The following is a 26470-nucleotide window of genomic DNA, read 5'->3' as shown; positions in this document are numbered from 1 at the left end:
CAATCATTTCCCGATAAAACAATCATTACTTTTTTTCAGCGTTATTCTCCATTATTTCGTAAAAGAAATATTTAAGAATGACGCATACTTTTCATATCCCCGTATTAGGCTTAGCTTTCTCCATCGACTCCGCACTTAAGGTCGCACAATACGGCATCTCCTCCGTAATGTCTATTGTTGACGATGAACTAATCGAGCGCATGCGCCGCTATTACTGCGGACAGTATCAAATCTCCTATCATCCGATCGCTAAAACAGAAGACGATTACCGAGCAAAAAGAATTACGGCCTATCTCAATCTTGTACAGTTTGTGGTCAATAGACAAATCGAGGCCTTAAAGCGTCAACCCTTTACCGAAAATTCCGAACTTACCAAATATTTTCAGCTTCTACCCGATTCACACCCTTCAAAACCAATTTATCATGCGATGGAAATTGAAAGCAATCGCGCGATTAAAACCGAGCTGCAAGATCTATTGATCAATTACCTCAAAGCGGGAGACATCGATGTTAACATTATGTCTAAAGTAGATAAAATGAATTACCAGGATAGTAACCTATTGGATCAGCGTTATTCTGATGCTTCAGCAGCCTTACGTGGTTTTGCAAATTCAACACTGCATTCCTCTCTTATTCTTTCCGCAGGGATGAATCCACACCTATATGCTTACCTCGCTGAATTACCGGGTTTCTTCCCCAATAGTGAAGGCCTATTTGACAAAAAGATCGTTTTGAAAGTAAGTGACTTTCGATCGGCGCTCATCCAGGCAAAATATCTCGCTAAGCGCGGTGTATGGGTGTCTGAATTCAGAATAGAATCCGGTTTGAACTGTGGTGGTCATGCTTTCGCAACCGATGGTTTTCTTCTAGGGCCAATCCTTCAAGAGTTTAAAGAGAAAAAAGAAAGTTTGAAAACCGAACTTTTCGAGATATACCACGAATATTGGACTTCTCAAGAGCGCTCATTAACAACTCCCCCCATCATCAAATATACAGTTCAAGGAGGTGTGGGAACTGCTTCAGAACATCAGTTCTTGTTAGACTACTATGGATTCGATGCCGTAGGATGGGGCTCCCCATTCCTGATGGTTCCCGAAGCAACCACGGTAGATCAAGAAACCTTAAAAGCATTGGAAACTGCCAAGCAAGAAGACTTCTACTGTAGCGGAGCATCTCCCTTGGGAATTCCCTTTAACAATTTCAGACAAAGTGGCGCGGAGCACCTACGATTGGAACGTATAAAAAAAGGGCGCCCCGGTAGCCCTTGTAAAAAAGAATACCTTATTTCGAACACAGAGTTTAGTGATAAACCGATCTGCACCGCATCACGCGTATATCAACATCAAAAGATCCAGGAACTACAAAAACAAAACCTGTCCGTTGCGGAATACGATAAAGCCTTTGACGCCATTACAGAGAAAACCTGTCTTTGTGAAGGGCTCGCAGCACCCGCCTATCTCAAGTACAATATCCAGAAGAGCAAAGAACAGACCGCTGTATCCATCTGCCCAGGTCCAAATCTTGTCTGGTTCAAAAAACAATATTCCTTGCGGGAAATGATCGATCACATCTATGGCCGTATATCAGTTTTTGAAAATGAAAACAGACCTTTTGTTATGATCAACGAACTCAACCTTTATATCGATCATATTCAAAAATATGTCACAGACAATAAAAATATCATGAACGATAAAAAAATAAAATATGTAGCCAAATTCAAAGCACAATTACAAGCTGGAATAGCTTATTACAACGAACTTACCCAGCACTTATCACTTATTCCACACAACATCAGCACAGCGATACCTAGACAGCTTGAAATGGCCTCACTACGTTTAAAAGACATCCATATGTAACTCCCTAATATAACTTTAAACAAACACGGGGCGCTTAAACAAGCGCCCCGTGTTATTATCAGGAATCTTTTGACAAGTCTTACTTCGTTATTTTGCGGAATTTACCAAATACGCCAAGTGGAAGTTTTGGTCCTGCAGTTGCTTGTAAAAACAACTCGCCTATTTCCAAGTTTTCCACTTTTGGAAAAGCCGTCTTAATTAAATTTTCAACAATAACAGAAGAAAACCCTAATGAATACGTATTCAAAATCAAGAAATGTTCTTTAGGATCCAATAGTTGAACGACCTCAGTCATCATTTCCATAATGTGATCTTCCAATTTCCATTTCTCTCCCTTCGGCCCATGTCCGTATGCCGGTGGGTCCAAAATAATCCCATTATACGTATTGCCTCTTTTCAGCTCACGCTTTACAAACTTCAAAGCATCTTCAACCACCCAACGAATGTTATCCAAATTGGAAATTTCCATATTTTCATTAGCCCAGGTAACAACCTGTTTAATCGAATCGACGTGAGTTGTATCCGCACCTGCAGCCTTTGCTATTAAAGATGCTCCACCAGTGTATGCAAAAAGATTTAGAACCTTCGGTTTCTCCGTCTTAAATGAGCGAACAGATTCCGAAATATAGTCCCAATTTACAGCCTGTTCCGGAAAAATCCCGACGTGTTTAAAAGATGTCAAGCCCAATCTAAATTTGATGGCCACATCCTCATTTTTATATTCGATGTGCCAACGGTCTTGGACCTTTGGATTTTTCTTCAACCATTCTCCAGAAGTAGCCGAACGACCTTTGAATTTGATATGATAACGTTTGTTCCACTCTGCATCACCCAATGCCTTAGGCCATACAGCCTGAGGTTCTGGTCTGATTAAAACTAAATCACCAAAACGTTCCAGTTTTTCAAAATCACCACAATCAATGAGTTCATAGTCCTTCCAATGCTGTGGGGTCAATAGTTGTATATTTGTTGCTGCCAAAATCAAAATTTTCCGACAAAACTAAGCTAAATTTCAATATAAAAGAAATCTGCACGATGCTAACGCCGATCAAACACATAAAATTAAGCGCAATAAAGCCTTCTTCTCACGTGTTATTGCCCCATAGAAGCCTTAGCACTTTTCATTAATGGGCTTGCAAAAACAAAATTATTCAATTCTTCCACATCCGATCGCATCATATCCTTATTGGAACCTTCCCAGAATTTTTGTCCCTTATAGAGAAACAAAATATACTCACCGATTCCCATCACAGAATTCATATCATGTGTAACAACGACTGTTGTACATTTCAATTCTTGTGTAATTTTTAGCACCAATTCATCAATAACAATCGAAGTCTCCGGATCTAATCCCGAATTGGGTTCATCACAAAAAAGGTATTTGGGGTTCATACTAATTGCGCGTGCAATTCCAACCCGCTTCTTCATCCCCCCCGAAAGCTCCGCAGGGAACAATTTATTTCTTCCCTCCAGATTAACCTGTTCCAGACAATGATTTGCCCGATCCAATTTCTCCGCTTTCGACATATCCGTAAACATGTCCAACGAAAACATGATATTTTGTTCGACCGTCATCGAATCAAACAGCGCTGAATTTTGAAAAAGCATGCCTATTTCTTTTCGAATAGGAACGCGCTCTTCAAAATTCATCCGAGTAAAATCCTTGCCATCAAAAATCACTTTTCCTTTTTCCGGTTGATGCAGGCCCACAATACATTTCAATAAAGTACTCTTTCCGGAACCCGACCCTCCGATAATCAAACTCACTCTTCCAGGTTCGAAATTTGCACTGATACCCTTCAGAACGTGATTGTCTCCAAATGACTTGTTAATATCTTCGATTTGAATCATAAAATCTTTTTAAAGCATTAATGCGGTTATCACATAATCCGCTGCAAGAATAGTTATACAGCCAACTACAACTGCTTCTGTGCTAGCTTGACCAACTTCCAAAGCTCCTCCCTTTACATTATACCCTTTATAAGCTGATATCGAGGTAATAATAAACCCAAACACAACAGCTTTAACAAGGGCAACTGTCACCGTGAAACCGTTGAAGCCATCTTGAATTCCTAAAATATAATCCGCCTGTGTCACAGCACCCGAAAGTGACCCGCCCAACAGACCGCCCACTAAGGCGCATACGATGGAAATAATAACCAACATCGGAATCATGGTAATACCCGCCAATATTTTGGGTAATATCAAATAACCAGGGGCATTGATCCCCATAATTTCCAAGGCATCAATTTGCTCTGTAACACGCATGGATCCGATTTGTGAAGATATAGAAGACCCAATTTTTCCCATTAAGACTAGTCCCGAGATCGTTGGTCCCAATTCCAAAATATTTGAATCCCGGTTGATCGAACCTATAATAGAATTTGGGATCAAGTCGGAAACCATCTGAAAGGCAATTTGCATGGTCATAACAGCTCCAATGAAGGTGGAAATAATGACGATAAGCCCCAAAGATCCTATACCAATATCGGTCATTGCCAATACGGTTTCCTTCCAATAAATTCGACCTTTCTCCGGTCTTTTAAAAACTGATTTCAGGAGTATGAGATATGCACCAATGTGATGAAAGATCATATTATCTATTTAATTTCAATGTATTACGCCAATTTTATGGTTATACTAAACCAAGCAATCCATTAAAGGTAATTAATTCCAGCAAATATATAAACAAGCAAAAACCCAAAAAGTATACGAAAAACGAAATTACTTACCGATCAATTAGTCACATTTACCGATTTTTTATGTATAATAGCCTAAACATTCATACGGTATCTCTCAAAGCGACTTACTTTTGAGACATATTAACAAACGGAATTAGTTATGAATACACGAAGAATAACAACTGGTATTACCATTCTCTTTATAGGAGTTGTCTTATTATTATCACAGCTCAACACGATTTCTTTCAACTGGGTAGGTATTTTTAGATACTGGCCGCTGTTTATTGTCCTTGCTGGAATTCGTATGCTGGTACCCAAAGACCAACAGATTGGACAGTTTGTCGCCATTGGTTCTACCGTAGTGATTTTAGGTTTTTTGACTTACATAGGGCTGTCGACACCAAAAGAGCCGATTTTAACACAATTATTGAAAAGCAAAGGTGTCAACATCAATATCGACGACCCTAACGACAAAACAAATTATACAACAGAAAAACTCAATGTACCGTTGGACGATAAAATCCATAGCGCTACCTTAAACCTCGATTTGGGGGCCACTTCATTGAGAAATGATAGTAGCACTACGACAGAAATCTTCTCGGCATTTAACACATCAAAAGAATATTTACTGGGCGTAACTTTACATGGAGAGTCCGCAGACAAATTAGATATCAACTTAAAGGGAAAATTCAAAAACAAGGATTTTAACAGCAAAAACAACAATACGTTCATCGCTTTAAACCCCAACATCCTATGGAATCTGAATTTTGATGTAGGTGCAATTGATGCCAAGTTGGATCTTTCACCCTACAAGATAGAAACATTGGATATTGATGCTGGAGCGACTAGCCTAAAGCTAAAATTAGGACAGCCCCTAGCAACAACTAAAATTTCGATGGATGCCGGAGCCTCCTCTATTGAGATCTCCATCCCAAAAAATGCCGCCTGCCGCATTACAAGCGACAATGCATTATCCTCAACAGATTATGAGGGCGATTTTCTAAAAAGCGAAGGCGAGGTAAAATCGACGAATTACGATTCGGCCGCTCAAAAATTCGATTTCGACATCAACGGTGGCATCGCGTCAATAAAAATTAGAAGATATTAATTGACAGCCAATTTTTAGCCAAGAAAAGCTAACTTTGTGTTAGATATGGACACAAGTAATATGTTGACATTACCTGGAATCTATTGCAATTCCAAGGTAGATTATTCGAGATGGAAAACGAGGGAAATTCAGATCGGTGATATTCCCATGGGTGGCGATAATCCCATTCGTATTCAAAGTATGACTACAGTAGATACAATGGATACGATGGGCTCGGTTGAGCAGACCATTCGAATGGTTGAGGCGGGCTGCGAATACGTTCGTATTACCGCTCCTAGTATTAAAGAAGCACAAAATTTAGCTAACATAAAAAGTGAACTTCGCAAAAGAGGCTATAAGGTCCCTTTAGTTGCTGATATTCATTTTACACCAAATGCTGCCGAGGTTGCCGCTCGTATCGTCGAGAAAGTAAGAGTCAATCCTGGTAACTATGCAGACAAGAAAAAGTTTGATCAGCTATCTTATACCGATGCTGAATACAAGCGTGAGTTAGAGCGCATCTATCAAAAATTCACTCCGCTCGTAAATATCTGCAAAGAAAATGGTACCGCCATGCGTATTGGTACCAACCACGGCTCACTGTCGGACAGGATCATGAGTCATTACGGCGACACCCCCGAAGGGATGGTCGAATCTGCCATGGAGTTTATCCGGATGTGTGAAGATCTGAGTTTCTACAATCTCTGTATCTCAATGAAATCATCCAACCCACAGGTCATGGTCAAAGCCTACCGATTGCTGGTCGAAAAAATGGTTTCCGAAAACATGAACTATCCCCTACATCTCGGTGTAACCGAAGCTGGAGACGGTGAAGATGGTCGTGTAAAATCTGCCGTTGGTATCGGAACACTTTTGGAAGATGGACTGGGTGATACTGTACGTGTATCGTTAACCGAAGAGCCTGAACGGGAAGCTCCAGTCGCTATAGCACTTGTCAATAGATATAGTAAAAGAAAGGCAAACATCGCGAGCCAGCCCAAACAGGAGATTGTTCAGCTTTCTCCGGAGACACCACATATTCCTTATGCCAGCCAAGAAGTAAATACCTTTATCGGAGGCTCTTTGGTACCACGAATTGTGGTCGACATTTCTAAGGAAAATCTGAAAGACGCTCAGATCCTTTCCAAAGTTGGCTATCGCTATGATATCCTATTAGATAAATACCACATGGGTGAGCAGTCTGTAGACTTTGTCTATCTCGCAGACAATTTGCCATCCTTTACGATGCCGGCAAATCTGAAGCAAGTATATAACTATAACACCTGGTCAAAACTTACCGATCAAACTAATATTCATCCCCTCTTTACCTTAGACGAATTCGTAAAGTCGGACAACAAGGATAAAGTCCTGAATATGGTCAAAATCTGTAATTCAGATTTGTTAACCCCACTGTTTGAATCTTTACAGCTTGACAAAACTGTCGTATTTATAGTAGAAACCGATTATTTGCACGGTATGGCAGATCAAAGACAGTTCTTTCGAAATCTACAGGAAATCGGTATCGATAATCCTGTCATTATCAAACGTTCTTATTTGGAAGAAGATTTCTCAGGACCCATTGGTGATTTTATGAATCCCGAAGAACCTATTTCAAAAATACAGCTGTACGCCTCTACTGATCTAGGAGCATTATTAATCGATGGTTTGGGTTCCGGAATTTGGATTGACTCTCCGGCAACAGCATTGGAGAACATCGCCTCGCTTTCTTTCGGAATCTTACAAGCAACACGATCCAGAATATCCAAGACAGAATATATTTCCTGCCCAAGTTGTGGCAGAACTTTATTTGATCTCCAAGAAACGACGCAGATGATCCGAAGCCGCACCAATCACTTAAAAGGCTTAAAAATTGGTATCATGGGCTGTATCGTTAATGGCCCTGGAGAAATGGCGGACGCTGACTATGGTTATGTTGGGGCGGGACCTGATAAGGTGACACTATATAGAGGTCAGCAGATCGTTAAGAAAAATGTAAGTTCCGCACATGCCTTAGACGAATTGATCAAGATCATTCAAGATGATGGACTGTGGATCGAAGAAATACAACAAGACTAGAATGAACAAATGAAGCTTTACATAAAACAGCAAAGGGAATCAAATGATTCCCTTTGCTGTTTTATGTATACGAATGAACTTACATTATATCTTACCTTCTTATCGAACAGACCTCTTTATCGAACAGACCTCTTTATCGAACAGAAAATCTTTTCACCACAGTTTCTGAACCAGCGACTACTCGTACAAAATAAAACCCTGTCGTTAATTTTCCGCCATGCTCAAAGGAAAGATTTTGAATTCCTGAGTCTAGGTTGCCATTCATTAATTGGAGAATCTCATTGCCCAATGCATCCATTACTTTAATAGAGACACTCGACGATTTTGCCAATTTGAAAGAAAGATTTATTTGTTCCGCAATCGGATTATAGAAAACCTTCACATTATTGATAAGTTTCTCTGTGTCCTTGATGTTGTTGTCTTCCCCGAATGCCTCACTGCCGTCCCAAATATGTTGCGAAATAGTATGGTCATAAGGAGACTTTGCATACACCCGAGTCATCCCGCTGCACAATGTCAGTGCGGATAAAAGTGTTAAACAAGCTGCTTTAAGTAGATTTCTCCCCATAGTGTTAAATTAGACTTCAAATACTGGTTACGGTTTAATCAAATATAACGCTAACTATTTGAATTATCAACAACAAAGTTAGTATTTTGTTTAAAAGTTTTTCACCAAATAGATTCATTATAAGTTTCTTTTAACAAATTTTAACAGCTCTTGCGCATGTCAAAGTAAATGCTAAAATTTGGCGCAGGAAATGTACCTACTTAAAGTACAGGCAAAAAGTATATTTTTGCAGTATATTTTGAAATAAAATAATTGATAAATGGCAGACAACAGTCATCACAACAGTATCAATAAGGTGAGTTTCGCCGGATTATTGATCAGTTTAGGAATCGTTTTTGGAGATATCGGAACTTCTCCATTGTATGTTTTCAAAGCAATCATGGGACAAGGAGCCATTCAAAAAGACTTAGTCTTGGGCGGACTATCCTGTGTTTTTTGGACACTGACCCTCCAGACAACAGTAAAGTATGTGTGGATCACACTCCGGGCGGACAATAAAGGTGAAGGTGGTATCCTATCCCTTTATTCATTGGTACGCAAGCGTGCCCCTTGGTTAATTTTTCCAGCGATGATTGGTGCGGCGACCTTACTAGCAGACGGAATGATCACCCCTGCCATCACAATATCCTCGGCTATTGAAGGTTTGGATCTCAAATTCCCAGGATTACCTACAGTACCTATTGTAGTTACGATTATCTCCTTATTGTTTATTATTCAACGATTTGGAACATCTGTAGTAGGAAAGGTTTTCGGTCCATTAATGACCATCTGGTTCTCTATCATCGGTATTATTGGTTTATCCCATCTACACCTCGCACCGGAAGTGATGAAAGCGATCAACCCCTACTATGCTTTCCATATTTTAATTACCTATCCACATTCACTATTATTGATCGGAGCTGTATTTCTATGTACTACCGGAGCTGAAGCATTGTATTCGGATATGGGACACTGTGGTAAAAACAATATCCGCATCAGCTGGATCTACGTAAAAATCACGCTTATACTAAATTATTTCGGACAAGGAGCCTGGTTATTAACACAGGAAGGACGTGTCCTAGGGGGTGAAAATCCGTTCTATTCAATCATGCCCGATTGGTTTATCGGTTACGGTATCGCTATCGCGACGATTGCAGCGGTCATCGCCAGCCAAGCCATGATATCCGGATCTTATACCCTAATTTCGGAAGCAGTACGTTTGAATATATGGCCTAAAGTCGCTATCCGCTACCCCAGCGAGCATAAAGGACAGTTGTATGTACCATCCATCAATTTAATTTTATGGGTCGGCTGTATGATCGTCATCTGGGTTTTTGAAGAATCAAGCCGAATGGATGCAGCCTATGGTCTTGCGATCAACTTAACGGTATTGATGACCACGATCCTAATGGGATATTTCCTCGCCATGAAAAAAGTCAACCGTGTACTTATTGCGGTATTTTTGGTCGCTTATTTTGTCATTGAACTAACTTTCTTAATAGGAAATGGTGTCAAAATAGCCCATGGTGGTTGGTTAACCCTTATGCTTGCAACTGCGTTATTTGGAACAATGTATTGCTGGTATACGGCGCGAAAAATTAAAAATCGTTTCGTTAATTTCATCAATATCAATAAATACTACCCAATTATCTCCGAATTGAGTGAGGACAAATCGGTTCCCCCATATGCATCACATTTGGTATATCTGACAAGTGCAAATTTCAAATCCGAGATAGAGGCTAAAATTATTTATTCAATTATTAATAAAAAACCAAAGCGTGCGGATGTATATTGGCTGGTCCACGTTGATGTAATGGATCATCCACATACAAAAGAATATTCGATCGATCAGCTTATTCCGGGTAAGTTAATACGGGTTGATTTTAAACTTGGCTTTAGAGAAGAACAGCGCATCAGCCTGCTGTTCAGAAAAGTAGTTGAGGAAATGGTAAAAAAAGGTGAAATTGATATTACCAGTCAATACGACACCTTACGTAAACACAATATTCCAGGTGACTTTAAGTTTGTTGTTTTGGAAAAAGTACTCTCCAAAACCAACCAAATGACATGGATAGAAAAGGTAATTATGGACATCTATGGTTACCTCAAAAAAATGAGTCTGTCCGAAGAAAAAGGTTTCGGTTTAGATTCCAGCTTTGTTACAATTGAGCGGGTTCCACTCAATTTTCCACAGACTTCAGAGGTCCATCTCATACGGAAAGATTAATACTCCTCAAGGTGATGCTCAGGCATCACCTTTTTTATTCAATAGAATTGCATTACTTTTGTTGCAAATAATACATCATGGCAGACGCTAATCCAAAAAAGAAATTACACCCTAGAAATAGACATCTCGATAACTACAATTTTGAAGAATTGAGCAAAGTCGAACCTTCGCTCAAAGATTTTGTTATAGAAAATGCTTATAAAGTAAAATCCATCAATTTTAACAATCCCGATGCCGTTAAAACGTTAAACAAGGCGCTTCTAAAAAAATATTACCACATTCAACACTGGGATATTCCCAAAGAGAATCTTTGCCCCCCTATTCCGGGCCGAGCAGATTATATTCATTATATCGCAGACGTGCTTGCAGGGGATAATAATGGTGAGATTCCAAAAGGTGGAAATATCCATATACTCGACATCGGTGTTGGTGCAAATTGTATCTACCCCATCATCGGGCATCAGGAGTATGGATGGAGCTTTGTAGGATCTGAAATTATCAAGAGCGCATACAAAAATGCAATCGAGATAACGCGGACAAATATGAGCTTAAAAAAGAGCATACAAATCCGTCTACAAAATAACCCGAAAGCCATATTCAAAGATATTATTCTGCCAGGTGAGAAATATGATGTGGTGATCTGTAATCCCCCATTTTTTAGCTCTCAAACCGAGGCTTTACAGCAGTCCATCCGTAAGACCACAGGCATTAAAGAAGCTAAAATAGACGAAAAACCTGTAACACAAGCATTTTCTGGACAAGGAAGCGAGTTGTGGTGTGATGGTGGTGAAAAAGCTTTCTTGTCACGCATGATCTTTGAAAGTCAATTTCACAAAGATCAAGTAAAATGGTTCACAACATTAGTTGCCCACCGCGAAGACATTCGCTTTCTACAACACAAACTAAAGAAAATAAATGTAAAAGAGACCGAGGTGATCCGCATGGAACAAGGCAATAAGGTAAGCCGAATCCTTTTATGGAGATTCTAATACGTCCCTGATATTCAAAGAAAAGGAGCTATCTTTTATCAGATAGCTCCTTTTCTTTGATCCATTATTGTACGACGCTTCTCGTATACTATACTTGCGCCTGTTTATTTAACTTTGAATGTTTATAGCCATACATAAAATATACAGCCAATCCAATTACGAGCCAAATCACAAATATTATCCAGTTACTTGCCCCCAATTCCGTCATCAAATACAGATTGATCAGGATACCAACGACAGGCAATAGCGAAAAGTTCATTTTAAAGCTATAAATACTCAATCCAAGCCAGGTTAACCAAAATATAATGACCAACATTTTATGTTCTATAATTTCAAGGATGGAAAGCGATTTCCACTCTTGTATCGTCTCTTGCCCATAGATAAAAATGAACACAATAGCGATCAGTAGTCCCGCACCAACTAAATATTTACCGTTGATGTAAGGAACTTTAAATTTGGATTTTGCAGATAAGCCCGAATAATCCATATACAATACACCTGCACAAACAAGGATGAAGGCAAAAAAGGTACCCACGCTCGTTAGATCCACAAAGAAGTCCATTTTAAAAAATAACGAAGGGATAGCAACCACCAAACCCGTTATAATAGTCGCAAAAGAAGGTGTTTTATATTTTGGGTGGATCGTCGCGAATTTTTTCCACAACAAACCGTCCCGACTCATCGTCATCCAAATTCTTGGTTGAGCCAATTGATACACCAACAAGGCACTGGTAATGGCAATCACAGAAGTCACCGATATAATTCCGGCCATATGGTCAAAGCCTACATATTTAAAAACAAAAGCAAGTGGATCTTTTACATTTAATTCTGTATAGTTTACCATACCTGTCAATACCAAAGTAATGGCAACATATAGTACAGTACAAATCAACAAACAATAGATCATTGCCTTAGGCAGATCGCGCTGCGGATTTTTACATTCCTCAGCAGTCGTCGAAATTGAATCGAATCCAATAAACGCGAAGAAAACTGCGGCCACACTTCCGAGTACGCCTTTGAGACCATTCGGTGCAAAAGGGGTCCAATTTTCTGGTTTAATGAAAAATATACCTCCAAAAATTACAGCCAGGATAATAGCTACCTTAATCATCACCATGACCATACTGGCTTTCTGGGACTCTTTGATTCCGATGTAAACCAACCAAGTGACCAAAAATGTAATAACACCGGCTGGTAAATCGAAAATAATAGGTAGACCTCCAATTCGTGGAGCACTATTAAAAGCATCCAGACCATGTTGGTCGATTGCGGTAAGGGCAGCCGCGCCATGTTGGTTCATCTTGTCTACAGCATCATAAGCGTAGCCTGGTGCCATGGATAACCAAGCCGGTATATGCAGACCAAAGCCCTCCAACATCGAAACAAAATACTGCGACCAGGAAATGGCAATAACCGTATTGGAAACAGCATACTCTAAGACCAATGCCCAACCTATAATCCATGCAAACAACTCACCAAAGGCTACATAAGCATACGTATACGCCGATCCTGAAACAGGAACTGTACTGGCAAATTGAGCATAGGCCAATGCTGTAAAAACACAGGCAAAAGCCGTAAAAACGAAGAGAAGTGAGACTGCTGGCCCACCTTCATAACTCGCCAATCCAATTGTGCTAAAGATTCCGGCCCCTACAATAGCGGCGATACCCAACGAAACCAGATCTGTTACTCCCAATACCTTTGCAAGGCCCGTTCCACCCTCTTTTTGAGAGTCATGCAGAATCTGATCAACACTTTTCTTCCGAAAAAGTCTATGTGACATGTAAATTTAGTTTTTGATACTTAAAATTATGCGAAAATAAATATTTTCAAGGTCTTATACTATTGGTATTTTCTGATAGACTAATTAAAGTCCACCAGCTCATATTGAATATACTGGTAAATTTCCTGATAATCGGTCATCTGCGTATATAAATAGGAAATCAGCTGTTCTGTCAGAAGCTGTCTTTGCTCCACTGAAACTTCAAATTGCCACAATCGCTTACAAATATTAAAAAGTGCACCTGCAATTTTTTCCACCTGTGCATAGTCATAAATATACTCCCACTCAATGAACTGATGATAGAACTTTTCAAACTTAGGAATATCATTCAGTTGATTAATTTTCAAAAACTTCCGAACAGCGTCTTCATTGACATGCATTAGTGCAGCGTAGAATTTATCGATGGAGACCGCTTTATTTTGTGTTAGGATATGATCCAGCAATAGCTCCAACGCGATATGGGCCATAAAGGAGGGCCGGATAGGCAGCCCCGCTAAACTAGACTGTATTTTTAGTTTCAGTTGATGTGTATGACGAAAAAAATAAGGTGAATTGTGAAACAGTCGATCTACCTCGATATGACGGTTCCAACCTATATACAATTGCTCGAGTAAAGGGTTGTCCAAAAGCTCATCTTCATACTGACGTGGTTTTAGCATAAAGGATTTATCAGCATTTTTTAATAGATCGGGTAACAATCCACCCACAATACGCTCGGGATTGGTTGCAAACCGCTCAAAATAGAAATGTGATAAAAAATTCATACCAGCTTATTAGCGTGTGCTTTTATATGGAATTATTCGCTCAATATACGCTTAATCTCCTATCTTTGCATCTTGTAAATTAAAAAATTAAATCCATTTAACAATGAGCTTTGTAGAAGAATTACGTTGGAGAGGCATGTTGCAAGATATTATGCCAGGCACTGAAGACTTACTGAATAAAGAAAAAGTCGCTGGTTATATCGGCTTTGATCCCACAGGCGACTCTCTACACGTAGGACACTTGACGCAGATCATGACTTTGATTCACTTCCAAAATGCAGGCCACAAACCAGTTGCCCTGGTTGGAGGCGCGACAGGAATGATCGGAGACCCTTCTTTCAAATCTGCAGAGCGTAACTTGTTGGACGAAGCTACCTTACAGCATAATGTAGCTTGTCTGAAAAAACAGTTAGGCAAATTTCTTGAATTTGGAGAAGGTGAAAATGACGCCCAAATGGTTAATAATTACGACTGGTTCAAAGATTTTAAATTTTTGGATTTTATTCGTGATATCGGTAAAATGATTACCGTTAACTATATGATGTCAAAAGATTCGGTAAAAAAACGTCTGGAAGGCGACAATGGTCTTTCATTTACAGAGTTTACCTATCAATTGATTCAAGGATATGACTTCTACTACCTTTGGAAGCACCATAACTGTAAAGTTCAAATGGGTGGGTCCGACCAATGGGGTAACATTGTAACAGGAAGTGAAATGATTCGTCGCCAAGATCAGGGAACGGCCTATGCAATCACCACGCAATTAATCAAAAAAGCCGATGGTCAGAAATTTGGAAAAACCGAATCTGGTGCCGTATGGTTAGATCCAAAGAAAACCTCTCCGTATAAATATTACCAATTTTGGTTGAATACGTCAGATGATGATGCTAAAAACTGGATCAAAATTTTCACGCTCAAACCTCAGAACGAAATAGAGTCTATTATTGCAGAACATGATGCAGCGCCACACTTACGTTTAGTTCAAAAAGCACTGGCAAAAGATATCACCATTCGTACCCACTCCGAAGAAGCATACGAAACTGCGATCAAAACTTCTGAATTTCTTTTTGGTAATGGTTCTTTAGAATTTTTGAACAACTTAGACCACGAGGCTGTTTTAGAGGTATTTGAAGGCATCCCTCAGTTTCAGGTCGCTAAAGCAGATCTTGCAGCAGGCATCAATATTCTTGATTTACTGGCTGTTCAGACACAAGTATTCCCTTCCAAAGGTGAAGCCCGCAAAATGCTTCAGGGCGGCGGAGTTTCTATCAACCGAGAAAAAGCAACTGATATAGAAGAGTCAGTTACGGAAAATCACCTTGTAAACAATAAATATATTGTTGCACAACGCGGTAAAAAGAATTACTACCTGATTATCGTAGATTAATGATCAGCAATATCCTGATTTAATAATCCATAAGTATAAAAAAGTCCCTTTTGATTAAATCAAAAGGGACTTTTTTATGCAATCCAAAGCTATTCTTGCACCGCTAAAAAAATCGGTCCGGTTATTTTAATAGTTTTTCAAATGCCTTACGCGACGCTCCTCTAAAATGTACCTCCCCACAATATTGATACCCCAGCTTTTCGAACACATGCAACATTCCTCCATTGTCAAAATTAGTATCCACCTTAATACTATAAACCCCATGATCAACCGCGATCTTCTCCACCCCAGACATGATTCCCGTTCCCACACCTTTCATATGCGGATCCTGCGCCGAAGCCAATCGGTGTATACCGACATAAGGACCATCACTTAACCATTTTCCGTCAATATCATTATAAGCAGGTTCGACATCAAAAATAATAGCAACATAACCTACAATCCTATGCTCCACTTCAACGACATGCCCGTAGCCCTTATCAATATCCGACTGCACAACATCTTCATTCGGATAACCATCTTGCCATTGTCGGCTCCCTTCTTCTTTCCTGAGGGCAATTGCTTGTTGTATAATTTCCCAAATCCGTCCTTTATCAGCCAATGTAGCTTTTCGTATTTCAAACTTGTTCATCCTATCTGTTATTTTTATTCGTAAAACTACATATTTTACAGCAACTCCAAAGAATACACCAAAACAGCAATCTGTATAGATATGCACATTCTTTGATCAAACCTATTTGCAGGGCATAGTATTTGCTAGTCATTATAGCTATCAAGCTTTTTAGCTACATCTAAATTTATTCATTCATAAAAAACGACAAACTTAAAATAATAGGCCATCAGCATCTTTAAAATACTATCAAAATAACTAAGTTTGTAAGCAGTATAATTGTGAGCTTTTCAATGTCAAACAAAGGAAATACATTTAGGCAGACAGGGAATTCGGTTTCCGGCAAACGTGCCCCTCAAAAGGAATCAACAACATTTAAAAAAGAAAAAAGTCAAAAAAACAGTGTACCAAGAGATTATTCCGATGCACAGCAGAAGGCTGTCAAGATATTAGGGATTTTATTGATCTTGCTTTCATTGGCATTTGCTACAGCTTTCGTCTCCTACCTATTCACTTGGGAAGACGATCAAAGTTATATCGCAAAAACCAATGGCGGATGGTCGACATTATTCAGATCTACAGAAGAAATTCATGATGAAGCTGTTGATCTACCCGTTGTCGATAATAAACTAGGGAAATTTGGCGCATTACTTGCCAACCAATTCATGTACGAATGGTTTGGCGTCGCATCTTTTCTTTTTATCCCGGTATTATTCATTTTAGGATATCGCTTGTTGTTCAAGAAATCATTGCTTCCATTATACCGTACTGTAGTCTATTCTTTTGTTGCTATCGTTTTTATCTCGGTAACATTAGGCTTCCTCCATGGATTTATGGCCGATACACCGCATATGCTTGAGGGGAAATTTGGTTTTTGGACCAATAAATTACTGGAAGCACAAGTTGGCATTGTCGGCGTAGGCTGTATATTGGCTTTTGCCTACCTGACAACATTAATCTTACTTTACAACCTCGATTTTAAATTTGTCCTATTCAGTAACAGAAAATCCAAGTCATTCTCCGAAGATTTGGACGAAGAGGATGAGGATGAATACGCTCCACACAATCTAAGAAACAAAATTCATATTGAAGATGATTCCATCCAATCTGTACGGGAATCTATTCAACGGCCAACATCAATCAATGAGCGATTTCAATCTGCTCGTGAAAAAGATTTACAGGAAGAACTTCAGCGCCCTGCCTTTACACATCACCCCGTACCTGAAGTACAAATTGATCCGAAAGACAAAGTGGTGCTCTCATTCGACGACAGTCCGCTGGAACGAACAGATAATACGCCTTCAATCAGTTTTACAATTGATCAGCCGAATGAAGAATTTGGAGCGGAAGACTTACCGCTAATCCGGGAATATCAAGCACCGAAAATCGAAGCAGAACCTCAACAAGAGCTAGAAGCTGCCATTGAACCCGATGCAGTACCCGGTCTGGTGGTTGAAGATATCAAAGAGGAAAAAGAAATTACTGCTAGTGACCTTGTGGCCCAATTCGGACAATATGACCCAAAATTGGACCTTTCTGGCTACCAACATCCGACATTGGACTTATTGAAGGACTATGGTGGTGGTAAAATTACCATCAATCAACAGGAACTCGAAGCGAACAAAAACAGGATTGTTGATACACTAAGAAACTATAGCATCGAGATCGAAAGTATCAAAGCAACTATAGGTCCAACGGTAACTTTGTATGAAATTATACCAAAACCAGGTGTACGGATTTCAAAAATCAAAAATCTGGAAGATGACATTGCCTTAAGTCTTGCGGCATTGGGTATACGTATTATTGCACCTATGCCCGGAAAGGGAACGATCGGTATTGAGGTGCCAAACTCCAGTCCGGAAATGGTATCCATGCGATCGGTACTTGCTACGGAGAAGTTTCAGAAAACAGACATGGATCTCCCAATTGCTTTAGGTAAAACGATTTCCAATGAAGTCTATATTGCCGATTTAGCTAAAATGCCTCACCTTCTAGTTGCAGGGGCTACCGGACAAGGTAAATCAGTAGGTATCAACGCCATTCTGACCTCCTTACTGTATAAAAAGCATCCGGCCGAACTAAAATTTGTCCTTGTTGACCCTAAGAAGGTGGAACTTTCTCTATTCAAAAAAGTAGAGCGCCACTTCCTCGCAAAATTGCCTGACGACGGGGATGCAATTATCACCGATACGAAGAAGGTAATCAACACCTTAAATTCTCTGTGTATAGAAATGGATCAACGTTATGATTTGTTAAAAAATGCGCAGGTACGGAATTTAAAGGAATATAATGCAAAATTTATCAATCGCAGATTAAACCCTGAGGAGGGTCATCGATTCTTACCATATATCGTTCTTATTGTTGATGAGTTTGCCGACTTAATGATGACAGCAGGAAAAGAGGTCGAAACACCGATTGCACGATTGGCACAATTGGCCCGCGCGGTAGGGATTCACTTGGTTATTGCAACCCAACGTCCTTCTGTCAATATCATTACCGGTACAATCAAGGCCAACTTCCCTGCACGTCTTGCATTCCGTGTATTATCGAAAGTCGATTCGCGGACCATTCTAGATACAGGCGGGGCAGATCAGTTGATCGGTCGAGGTGACATGCTTCTAGCGACTGGAAGTGATTTGATACGTATTCAGTGTGCTTTTGTTGATACGCCAGAGGTTGAACAAATTTCCGACTACATCGGTGCACAACGAGGCTACCCTTCGGCATTTATGCTTCCGGAATACGTAGACGAAAACGGAGATGGTTCTGGTAGTGTGGATTTTGATCCCAAAGACCGCGATCAGTTGTTCGAAGAAGCTGCCCGATTGATTGTCATGCATCAGCAAGGCTCTACTTCATTAATCCAACGTAAATTAAAATTGGGTTATAACAGAGCAGGACGAATCATCGATCAATTGGAAGCTGCTGGAATTGTAGGTCCATTTGAAGGAAGTAAGGCCCGCGAGGTACTTTATCCAGATGAGTATTCATTAGAACAATTTTTGGAGACGTTAAGAAAGGACAACTAAGATGAAAAAACAATTGTGGTTTATGGTAGGTTTGCTAATTATTGCATACAGCCAAAACAGTTATGCACAAAATGATGCCGCTGCTAAAGCATTACTGACGAAAGTAAGCCAAAAGTACAGTGCATACAAAACAATACAGGCCAACTTCTCATTAGATATTAAACAAGCTAATGGTGGCTCACATACTGACGCTGGAACAATATACCTGGACAAGAGTAACAACAAGTACCAGGTCAATACCAAAAATCAAGTATTGATATCGGATTCCAAGACACAGTGGAATATCATGAAAGCAGAAAAGGAAGTTGAAATCTCAGAAGCAAGCAATTCGACCAACGAGATAAATCCAACAAACATATTCAGCTTTTACACCAGCGGTTTTAAATATACCTTGACCAATACTGAAAAGGTAAAGGGACTTACGCTAAGTGTCGTTGAATTAAGTCCGCTCGATAGCAAAAAAAACTATTCAAAGATAAAGCTACGTATCAATAAGGCAAGCAATCTGATCTATGACACGACCGTTTTTGATAAAAGTGGTAATCGCTATACCTATACATTAGCTTCGCAAGAGGGCAATAAGGGCTTTTCAGCTAATCTATTCACATTCAACAAAAATGATTACAAAGGTTTTGAAATCGTCGATTTAAGATAAAAATCTACCGACGCTATAACACTGATTAAACGCAGTACCATAAAAAAGGCTTTCCAGTATCGGAAAGCCTTTTTTATGGTACTTTAATCGTTATTGTACTTTACGCAATTTTATAGCATATTAGGTTCTTTATCCAACGTCTCGCTTTCTTTGTTTGCATAACGCGAATAACCATGCTTTTGCGGATGTTCGATAATTTCCTTCATAGAAACAAGTTTGTAAACATACGAACCCGTTTCATTATTCAATTTCAATGCAAAATAGTCGTCCTTTTTTTGTCTTCTTATAGAACCTCTTAAACTACCATCACCGACATTATATGCTGCAGCTACCAAGGTCCAGTTTCCAAATTGGGCATACAGGTATTTCAGGTATCTGGCAGCAGCATGTGTAGATTTGACAAGATCTTTCCGGTCATCTACTGTACCATTGACTTTCAATCCATACAATCGCGCTGTTGCCGGCATAAACTGCCAATAACCACCAGCTCCCTTAGATGAAACAACAGCTTTACTAAGCCCGCTTTCCACTAAGGGGATATACTTAAAATCCTCCGGAATACCATGTGATTTAAGGATCTTTGCGATCATAGGCAAATAGGTCTCTGCCTTTTTGTGCATATCGTATGATCCTGTTTTTTTAAACGAGAATCGATTGAAAAATTTGCGCAATTTACTTTCCACAAGCGGACGATCCATCGGTAATGAATCTTCGGCAAATGTCAATGAATTCATATAAGATTCAAACGAATTGCTTTTTTCTTTTTTTTCTTCTTCGTCCCCATGATGAGCGGGAACTACTACGAGCTTCGGTTCAACGATCTTATCGCCGTTTGAAGCGTTGTTGTGTGGGGTTGAGTATAATTTTGACAGCAATAAAGCAAACAAAATCAAACTACTACATAAAACTTTCTTTCTTATCATTCACTCCCTTAATGCTATCCTATCCACGACTCTAATCGATCAAAAAATAGCTTGGTTCAAATTCAAGGGTACAAAGGTAAACACTATTTATTTAAAAAACAAATAGTTACAATACAGACAATTTAAAGCGGCTTTTTTAGCGTAAAAACGCAGTAAATTCAAGAAAAGACAAAAAGATAAGGATTTTTTCGCAAAACCCAAAATTATACCTAACTTTGTGGTTCACATTTTAGCAAAACACAATGCCATTCAGCAATAAAAGGAACAGTCGTGATGACAACTCCAGAAAGTCACGAGGCAACTCAGATAGCTTCAAATCTAGAGGCGATAATAATAATAGTTTCGGAAAAAAATCATATGGGTCAAATGACCAATCTGAAAGAGGCTCTTTCAGAAAAGATGATAATCGTGAGAACAGATCATTCGGATCTAAAAAATTCTCAGACAAACCTCCCTTCCGAGGAGAGAACAATTCCTTTCGTTCAAAAGATGATTCAGAAAAATCCTTTGGTAGAGGAAGCCGTTCATTTGATAAAAATGATTCTTCAAGATCTTTTGACAAAAAAGATTCCTTCAATAAATTTGATAGATCAGAACGTTCTTTTGACAAAAAAGATAACTTCAAACGTTCCGATAGAAATGACTCTTCAAGATCTTTTGACCGTTCAGAACGTTCTTTTGATAAAAGAGATAGTTTCAAACGTTCAGATAGAAATGACTCTTCAAGATCTTTTGACCGTTCAGAGCGTTCTTTTGACAAAAAAGATAACTTCAAACGTTCAGATAGAAATGACTCTTCAAGATCTTTTGACCGTTCAGAGCGTTCTTTCGATAAAAAGGATAACTTCAAACGTACAGACAGAAATGATTCCACAAGATCTTTTGACCGTTCAGAGCGTTCTTTCGATAAAAAGGATAACTTCAAACGTACAGACAGAAATGATTCCACAAGATCTTTTGACCGTTCAGAACGTTCTTTCGATAAAAAAGATAATTTCAAACGTTCAGACAGAAGTGATTCTCCAAGATCTTTTGATAGATCAGAACGTTCTTCCGATAAAAAAGATAGCTTCAAACGTTCAGACAGAAGTGATTCTCCAAGATCTTTTGATAGATCGGAGCGTTCTTTTGATAAAAGAGACAGTTTCAAACGTTCAGACAGAAATGACTCTTCAAGACCTTCTAACAGAAAGTTTGATGGCGAAAGAAGTAGAAATTTTGATGACAACAAAAACTTTGGTGATAAACAATATATTAAACGTCCAAAGAAAAAAGCAGAGGATGCAGAGGATGACGGCTTAGTTCGTTTAAATCGTTACATCGCCAATGCTGGTATTTGTTCAAGACGTAAAGCTGATGAGCTTATCACTGCTGGTGTCATTTGGGTAAATGGAGAACCTGTTACAGAATTGGGTACTAAGGTAGATCCTGCAACAGATGAAATCCGTTACAATAACGAACGATTAAAACGTGAAAAAAATGTTTATGTTTTGTTGAACAAACCAAAAGATTATATCACGACTACAGATGATCCTCAGGAGCGTCATACCGTAATGGAACTAGTTTCTAAAGCGACAAAAGAAAGAATCTATCCTGTTGGTCGTCTTGACAGAAACACAACGGGGCTACTTTTAATGACAAATGATGGTAGTCTTGCTGAAAAACTTTCACACCCGCGCAACAGCATCAGCAAAATCTATAATGTCGAGTTAAACAAAAGCCTTACACAAGGCGATTTTAACAAAATCAACTTTGGTATCGAATTAGAAGATGGTGTAATCAAACCCGATGACTTGAGCTATGTCCAAGGTGGATCAAAACGTGAAGTTGGCATCCAAATCCACTCGGGAAAAAATCGTATCGTACGTCGTATTTTTGAGTCACTAGGATATGAAGTCGTTAAATTGGACCGCGTGGTTTATGCAAACTTAACGAAAAAAGATCTTCCACGTGGCCGTTGGAGATATTTAGAGGAGCGTGAAATCGTGCAATTAAAGCACCTGATTTAATCGCTTAAGAAGATAAATAAAAATAAAGGACGGTCATTCAGTTAACCGTCCTTTATTTTTTATATTTGCTCTTTCAAATAAAACAACAAAGAATATGACTGATCCGAAAACACTTTCATCCGTTGCGGAATTCCATAAAACATTCCAACATCCAATCCTAGACACCCCTACTATTCCATCTGAACAAAGATGTGCGTTACGGGTATCGTTGATCGCTGAGGAATTAAAAGAATTAGAAGAAGCCATCCAGGATAAGGATTTGGTGGAGATTGCAGACGCACTATGTGACATTCAATATGTACTTGCTGGAGCGGTATTAGAATTTGGTTTAAAAGATAAATTCTCCGCTCTTTTTGATGAAGTTCAACGTTCCAATATGAGCAAGGCATGTAAAGACGAAGCAGAAGCCATCGCTACACAGGAGCACTATAAATTAAAAGGTGTAGAATCCTATTATAAAGAAGTTGATGGCAAATTTCTGGTGTTCAGAACAGCCGACAATAAAACGTTAAAATCCATTAATTACTCTCCAGCCGATCTAAAAACGATTGTTGAGGGCTAAATAAAAAATGATAATCGTACCCTATTTTTTGTAGGTAAACAGCAAAGGCTTCTTTAGAGAAGCCTTTGCTGTTTTATAGGGCGAAATATATTCATTAAACGCGATAGCATACGATGATCTATTCAAAAGAGTAGGAAATATTAGGGGCGACTAAAAAAGACTTCCCTGCACGACCTGACGTGCTTCCAATCCCTTATCGATGTATGTTTGAATACCTGATTTTGGTAAGCCCCAATTCGGCGCAATTAACAATTCTTTATCTGCAATCCCGAAAATACGCTGAATGATCAGATCAGGACGCAATCGAGGAATAAACTTCGCTAAGAACTCGGTGTAACCTTCCATCGAAAAAAGTTCAAAGGGCTCACGTTTGAACTTAACCCCCATAATAGACCCCTCTACAATATGTAGGTGATGCAACTTCACAAATTTAATCTGTGGAAACCGGTTGATTTCATCTGCATATTTCAACATCATTTCTTCAGATTCCCATGGGAAGCCAAAGATTGTATGCACACAAAGCTCCAAAGGGGTATCTTTCAACATGTCCATGGCCTGAACAAATTCGTCGTGAGAACAGCCTCTATTGATCTGCTCCAATGTATCGTTGTAGATAGATTCCATACCCATTTCCAAATCCACATCGTAACGATCAGTATAAGACTCCAACAATGCAATCTTTTCAAAATCCAAACAATCAGGACGTGTGCCAACAGAAAGACCCAAAGTATTTTCAGGATCAATACTTAAGGCCTCATCATACATCATTTTCAGTAGATGAGTCGGCGCATATGTATTTGTATTTGGTTGGAAATAAATAATAAACTTCTCGGCGCCATAGCTATTACGTGCTCTTTCAATACCCGATTCCACCTGCTCCCGTATCGAAGGAATTTTCCGGGCAGTATCCGGTGTAAAAGAATCTACATTACAGTAAGTACAACCACCATAACCCTTACTACCATCACGATTGGGACAAGTAAAATTACCATCCACAATCACTTTAAACACTTTCTGTCCGTTATACTTTTGCTTTAAATAAGCCCCGTAATGATTATACGGTTTAATTCCGTTGTCCAATAATGTACCCATTGCGCTGCAAAGTTACTCAATAAAAATCATATGTGACCATTACTTTCTCAGGATCAAATGTTAAACTGATACGGCCATCACGAAAATCTTCCCAAGATAATTTATACGAACTATCCTTAACTGTTTTCTCCAAATCGAAGTAACTTCTTTTAATGGCTAAATTGGGGGAATTATCATAATAAGTAGGTAAACCGTAATAGAATACGAAAAATTGTTCAAATTCTTTAAATGACAAATAGCTATAAAACCTATTCCTATTTCTTGAAACTAATATCTCAATTTTTTTTAGTCTGCCATTTGTATAAAAATAATCAAGTGTTTTATAATACAGTGCATTCAACCATTTACCGCCAATAAATTGGATATGACCAGGATCGATGACGACCATTGTATCCCTACTCCCTGTATATGTCCCCAATTCCCCTATAGAAGATCTTTCCCCAAGATTAATGATATACTGGCGAGCTATATTGGTCGATCTACCATCTTTATTTGCCGGTATCCACTTTGATATGGATGAAAATTTTTGATTCATTTCTTCAGTCTTATCTACATGACCAAAATTGCTAGAAACAACTCTGACAGTGCTATCCTTACTAACCTCGAATCCCACATGTGCTTCATCATCAAGCATATTCCTATCACGTTTCCATTTTTCATTTAACTGCCTATAAAAATCAACAATACCTATCTTGGGGGTTGGAAGATAGTTTTGGTAGGAAACAAAAATGTAATCCTGTCCGTCTTGGCAAATACCTAATCTCAAATTAAACAAGAGAAGACAGACGATGATCAAACAATTTCTCATATGGCCAGTAAGTAATATTTACAGCAATATACAAAAAACCTCGATACGGGAGTTCTAGAACAGGCGAGATGCTGCTTCACATGGGAAGTACTTAAACGAAAGAAGCCCTTGACTGTTTCCAGCAAGGGCTTCCGTGTAAAAAAAGGCACCGACCTACTCTCCCACCTGTTACGGCAATACCATCGGCTCTGGCGGGCTTGACTGCTCTGTTCGGAATGGGAAGAGGTAGACACCGCCGATATAGGCACCTAAAAATCTTTATTGGTTGATCTATGATATTCATATCACGTTCATGCCAACTGACATAGCTATTGAAAGAGCTTCGTTTCTGTTTGTTTCAAAAATTAAAGAGGAAGACAACAGTGTCTGTCTGCTTGAGAAAGCTTCGGGCTATTAGTACCACTTGGCTTTGGTCTCTCAACCTTTACACCTATGGCCTATCAACGTAGTCATCTTCTACGACCCTATAAGGAAGTCTCATCTCGTGGCTAGTTTCGCACTTAGATGCTTTCAGCGCTTATCTATTCCAGACGTAGCTACCCTGCCGTACACCTGGCGGCATAACAGGTTCACCAGAGGTCTGTCCAACCCGGTCCTCTCGTACTAAGGTCAGATCCACTCAAACTTCCAACGCCCACAACAGATAGGGACCGAACTGTCTCGCGACGTTCTGAACCCAGCTCGCGTGCCACTTTAATGGGCGAACAGCCCAACCCTTGGGACCTTCTCCAGCCCCAGGATGTGACGAGCCGACATCGAGGTGCCAAACCTCCCCGTCGATATGAGCTCTTGGGGGAGATCAGCCTGTTATCCCCAGCGTACCTTTTATCCTTTGAGCGATGGCCCTTCCATACAGAACCACCGGATCACTATGTCCGTCTTTCGACCCTGTTCGACTTGTCGGTCTCACAGTCAAGCAAGCTTATGCCATTGCACTCCACGTACGGTTACCAAGCGTACTGAGCTTACCTTTGAAAGCCTCCGTTACCTTTTTGGAGGCGACCACCCCAGTCAAACTACCCACCAAACAATGTCCTCCCCATAAGGGAGTTAGAAACCGAATACAGAAAGGGCGGTATTTCAAGGTTGATTCCATGACTCCTGGCGAAGCCACTTCAACATCTCCCGCCTATCCTACACATCCTGTACCCAATCTCAATGTTAAGCTATAGTGAAGGTGCATGGGGTCTTTCCGTCCCGTTGCGGGTAATCGGCGTCTTCACCGATACCACAATTTCACCGAGCTCATGGCTGAGACAGCGCCCAGATCGTTACACCATTCGTGCAGGTCGGAACTTACCCGACAAGGAATTTCGCTACCTTAGGACCGTTATAGTTACGGCCGCCGTTTACTGGGGCTTCGATTCAATGCTTCTCTTACGATG

General features: G+C 39.6%; 20 protein-coding genes and 2 rRNA genes. 10 read left to right on the top strand and 12 right to left on the bottom strand.

Annotated features, from left to right (window positions below):
• Positions 1 to 77: 77 nt before the first annotated feature.
• Positions 78 to 1856, top strand: coding sequence for a hypothetical protein (locus A9970_RS26860; protein WP_182984358.1), 1779 nt, complete (start codon positions 78 to 80; stop codon positions 1854 to 1856).
• A gap of 79 nt (positions 1857 to 1935) precedes the next feature.
• Here A9970_RS26860 and A9970_RS26855 read toward each other — a convergent pair whose 3' ends face one another.
• From A9970_RS26855 to A9970_RS26845, 3 genes are all read right to left on the bottom strand, one after another.
• A complete protein-coding gene (locus tag A9970_RS26855; RefSeq protein WP_182984357.1) occupies positions 1936 to 2841 on the bottom strand; it encodes a class I SAM-dependent methyltransferase in 906 nt (301 codons plus the stop codon).
• Positions 2842 to 2948: 107 nt separating this feature from the next.
• Complete coding sequence (locus tag A9970_RS26850; protein WP_088162946.1) at positions 2949 to 3707, bottom strand: ABC transporter ATP-binding protein; 759 nt, start codon at positions 3705 to 3707, stop codon at positions 2949 to 2951.
• Positions 3708 to 3716: 9 nt separating this feature from the next.
• The gene (locus tag A9970_RS26845; RefSeq protein WP_046671950.1) at positions 3717 to 4451 is read right to left on the bottom strand and encodes an ABC transporter permease; all 735 of its coding nucleotides are present in this window, start codon (positions 4449 to 4451) and stop codon (positions 3717 to 3719) included.
• 246 nt (positions 4452 to 4697) lie between these two features.
• Between A9970_RS26845 and A9970_RS26840 the strand changes: the two genes are divergently transcribed.
• Together A9970_RS26840 and ispG are read left to right on the top strand one after the other, a co-directional pair.
• On the top strand, positions 4698 to 5645 hold the full coding sequence (locus A9970_RS26840) for a LiaI-LiaF-like domain-containing protein (RefSeq protein ID WP_182984356.1): 948 nt from the start codon (positions 4698 to 4700) through the stop codon (positions 5643 to 5645).
• Positions 5646 to 5690: 45 nt separating this feature from the next.
• Positions 5691 to 7700: a (E)-4-hydroxy-3-methylbut-2-enyl-diphosphate synthase gene (gene ispG / locus A9970_RS26835; RefSeq protein ID WP_182984355.1), complete on the top strand. Its 2010-nt coding sequence runs from the start codon at positions 5691 to 5693 to the stop codon at positions 7698 to 7700.
• Positions 7701 to 7833: 133 nt separating this feature from the next.
• On the opposite strand, the gene A9970_RS26830 is transcribed toward ispG, so the two are convergent.
• Positions 7834 to 8268: a T9SS type A sorting domain-containing protein gene (locus tag A9970_RS26830; RefSeq protein WP_182984354.1), complete on the bottom strand. Its 435-nt coding sequence runs from the start codon at positions 8266 to 8268 to the stop codon at positions 7834 to 7836.
• Positions 8269 to 8527: 259 nt separating this feature from the next.
• Between A9970_RS26830 and A9970_RS26825 the strand changes: the two genes are divergently transcribed.
• Both A9970_RS26825 and rlmF read left to right on the top strand, forming a co-directional pair.
• A complete protein-coding gene (locus tag A9970_RS26825) occupies positions 8528 to 10474 on the top strand; it encodes a KUP/HAK/KT family potassium transporter (protein WP_153847286.1) in 1947 nt (648 codons plus the stop codon).
• A 77-nt stretch (positions 10475 to 10551) separates the two neighbouring features.
• Positions 10552 to 11463 (top strand): 23S rRNA (adenine(1618)-N(6))-methyltransferase RlmF, encoded by a 912-nt coding sequence (rlmF, locus tag A9970_RS26820; protein WP_182984353.1) that lies wholly within the window; start codon positions 10552 to 10554, stop codon positions 11461 to 11463.
• A gap of 88 nt (positions 11464 to 11551) precedes the next feature.
• Here rlmF and A9970_RS26815 read toward each other — a convergent pair whose 3' ends face one another.
• Positions 11552 to 13246, bottom strand: coding sequence for an amino acid permease (locus A9970_RS26815; RefSeq protein WP_153847288.1), 1695 nt, complete (start codon positions 13244 to 13246; stop codon positions 11552 to 11554).
• An 80-nt stretch (positions 13247 to 13326) separates the two neighbouring features.
• Positions 13327 to 14010 carry a hypothetical protein gene (locus A9970_RS26810; protein ID WP_153847289.1) on the bottom strand — a complete coding sequence of 228 codons (684 nt, stop codon included), beginning with the start codon at positions 14008 to 14010 and terminating at the stop codon, positions 13327 to 13329.
• Positions 14011 to 14113: 103 nt separating this feature from the next.
• Between A9970_RS26810 and tyrS the strand changes: the two genes are divergently transcribed.
• Complete coding sequence (tyrS, locus tag A9970_RS26805) at positions 14114 to 15397, top strand: tyrosine--tRNA ligase (RefSeq protein WP_153847290.1); 1284 nt, start codon at positions 14114 to 14116, stop codon at positions 15395 to 15397.
• A gap of 121 nt (positions 15398 to 15518) precedes the next feature.
• On the opposite strand, the gene A9970_RS26800 is transcribed toward tyrS, so the two are convergent.
• Positions 15519 to 16028 carry a GNAT family N-acetyltransferase gene (locus tag A9970_RS26800; RefSeq protein ID WP_182984352.1) on the bottom strand — a complete coding sequence of 170 codons (510 nt, stop codon included), beginning with the start codon at positions 16026 to 16028 and terminating at the stop codon, positions 15519 to 15521.
• 272 nt (positions 16029 to 16300) lie between these two features.
• On the opposite strand from A9970_RS26800, the gene A9970_RS26795 reads away from it, so the two are divergent.
• Positions 16301 to 19036 carry a DNA translocase FtsK gene (locus A9970_RS26795; RefSeq protein ID WP_153847291.1) on the top strand — a complete coding sequence of 912 codons (2736 nt, stop codon included), beginning with the start codon at positions 16301 to 16303 and terminating at the stop codon, positions 19034 to 19036.
• A gap of 1 nt (position 19037) precedes the next feature.
• Positions 19038 to 19691, top strand: coding sequence for an outer membrane lipoprotein carrier protein LolA (locus tag A9970_RS26790; RefSeq protein WP_182984351.1), 654 nt, complete (start codon positions 19038 to 19040; stop codon positions 19689 to 19691).
• A 110-nt stretch (positions 19692 to 19801) separates the two neighbouring features.
• On the opposite strand, the gene A9970_RS26785 is transcribed toward A9970_RS26790, so the two are convergent.
• Positions 19802 to 20614 carry a lytic transglycosylase domain-containing protein gene (locus A9970_RS26785; RefSeq protein ID WP_075994195.1) on the bottom strand — a complete coding sequence of 271 codons (813 nt, stop codon included), beginning with the start codon at positions 20612 to 20614 and terminating at the stop codon, positions 19802 to 19804.
• Between the two features lie 242 nt (positions 20615 to 20856).
• Between A9970_RS26785 and A9970_RS26780 the strand changes: the two genes are divergently transcribed.
• Together A9970_RS26780 and A9970_RS26775 are read left to right on the top strand one after the other, a co-directional pair.
• Positions 20857 to 22623: a pseudouridine synthase gene (locus A9970_RS26780; RefSeq protein ID WP_182984350.1), complete on the top strand. Its 1767-nt coding sequence runs from the start codon at positions 20857 to 20859 to the stop codon at positions 22621 to 22623.
• Positions 22624 to 22717: 94 nt separating this feature from the next.
• Entirely contained in the window at positions 22718 to 23185 is a 468-nt protein-coding gene (locus tag A9970_RS26775) for a nucleoside triphosphate pyrophosphohydrolase family protein (protein WP_046671593.1), read from the top strand.
• 150 nt (positions 23186 to 23335) lie between these two features.
• On the opposite strand, the gene A9970_RS26770 is transcribed toward A9970_RS26775, so the two are convergent.
• The 4 genes from A9970_RS26770 to A9970_RS26755 all read right to left on the bottom strand — a co-directional run.
• Complete coding sequence (locus tag A9970_RS26770; RefSeq protein ID WP_120333202.1) at positions 23336 to 24277, bottom strand: TIGR01212 family radical SAM protein; 942 nt, start codon at positions 24275 to 24277, stop codon at positions 23336 to 23338.
• A 16-nt stretch (positions 24278 to 24293) separates the two neighbouring features.
• Complete coding sequence (locus tag A9970_RS26765) at positions 24294 to 25043, bottom strand: hypothetical protein (protein WP_182984349.1); 750 nt, start codon at positions 25041 to 25043, stop codon at positions 24294 to 24296.
• A gap of 182 nt (positions 25044 to 25225) precedes the next feature.
• Positions 25226 to 25337 (bottom strand): 5S ribosomal RNA (rrf, locus tag A9970_RS26760).
• A 121-nt stretch (positions 25338 to 25458) separates the two neighbouring features.
• Positions 25459 to 26470: ribosomal RNA gene (locus tag A9970_RS26755) — 23S ribosomal RNA — on the bottom strand; the annotation flags it as partial.

The organism is Sphingobacterium sp. UME9 (assembly GCF_014170215.1).
Taxonomy (GTDB): domain Bacteria; phylum Bacteroidota; class Bacteroidia; order Sphingobacteriales; family Sphingobacteriaceae; genus Sphingobacterium; species Sphingobacterium paramultivorum.
This window is presented reverse-complemented; position numbering and strand designations above follow the sequence as displayed.

Bases quoted from the DNA above. Each gene is read 5' to 3' on its own strand.
- A9970_RS26780 (WP_182984350.1), top strand. From the start codon at position 20,857: ATGCCATTCAGCAATAAAAGGAACAGTCGTGATGACAACTCCAGAAAG.
- A9970_RS26825 (WP_153847286.1), top strand. From the start codon at position 8,528: ATGGCAGACAACAGTCATCACAACAGTATCAATAAGGTGAGTTTCGCC.
- A9970_RS26810 (WP_153847289.1), bottom strand. From the start codon at position 14,010: ATGAATTTTTTATCACATTTCTATTTTGAGCGGTTTGCAACCAATCCC.
- tyrS (WP_153847290.1), top strand. From the start codon at position 14,114: ATGAGCTTTGTAGAAGAATTACGTTGGAGAGGCATGTTGCAAGATATT.
- A9970_RS26770 (WP_120333202.1), bottom strand. From the start codon at position 24,277: ATGGGTACATTATTGGACAACGGAATTAAACCGTATAATCATTACGGG.
- A9970_RS26795 (WP_153847291.1), top strand. From the start codon at position 16,301: ATGTCAAACAAAGGAAATACATTTAGGCAGACAGGGAATTCGGTTTCC.
- A9970_RS26845 (WP_046671950.1), bottom strand. From the start codon at position 4,451: ATGATCTTTCATCACATTGGTGCATATCTCATACTCCTGAAATCAGTT.
- A9970_RS26815 (WP_153847288.1), bottom strand. From the start codon at position 13,246: ATGTCACATAGACTTTTTCGGAAGAAAAGTGTTGATCAGATTCTGCAT.
- ispG (WP_182984355.1), top strand. From the start codon at position 5,691: ATGGACACAAGTAATATGTTGACATTACCTGGAATCTATTGCAATTCC.
- A9970_RS26840 (WP_182984356.1), top strand. From the start codon at position 4,698: ATGAATACACGAAGAATAACAACTGGTATTACCATTCTCTTTATAGGA.
- A9970_RS26800 (WP_182984352.1), bottom strand. From the start codon at position 16,028: ATGAACAAGTTTGAAATACGAAAAGCTACATTGGCTGATAAAGGACGG.
- A9970_RS26785 (WP_075994195.1), bottom strand. From the start codon at position 20,614: ATGATAAGAAAGAAAGTTTTATGTAGTAGTTTGATTTTGTTTGCTTTA.
- A9970_RS26775 (WP_046671593.1), top strand. From the start codon at position 22,718: ATGACTGATCCGAAAACACTTTCATCCGTTGCGGAATTCCATAAAACA.
- A9970_RS26790 (WP_182984351.1), top strand. From the start codon at position 19,038: ATGAAAAAACAATTGTGGTTTATGGTAGGTTTGCTAATTATTGCATAC.
- rlmF (WP_182984353.1), top strand. From the start codon at position 10,552: ATGGCAGACGCTAATCCAAAAAAGAAATTACACCCTAGAAATAGACAT.
- A9970_RS26850 (WP_088162946.1), bottom strand. From the start codon at position 3,707: ATGATTCAAATCGAAGATATTAACAAGTCATTTGGAGACAATCACGTT.
- A9970_RS26860 (WP_182984358.1), top strand. From the start codon at position 78: ATGACGCATACTTTTCATATCCCCGTATTAGGCTTAGCTTTCTCCATC.
- A9970_RS26830 (WP_182984354.1), bottom strand. From the start codon at position 8,268: ATGGGGAGAAATCTACTTAAAGCAGCTTGTTTAACACTTTTATCCGCA.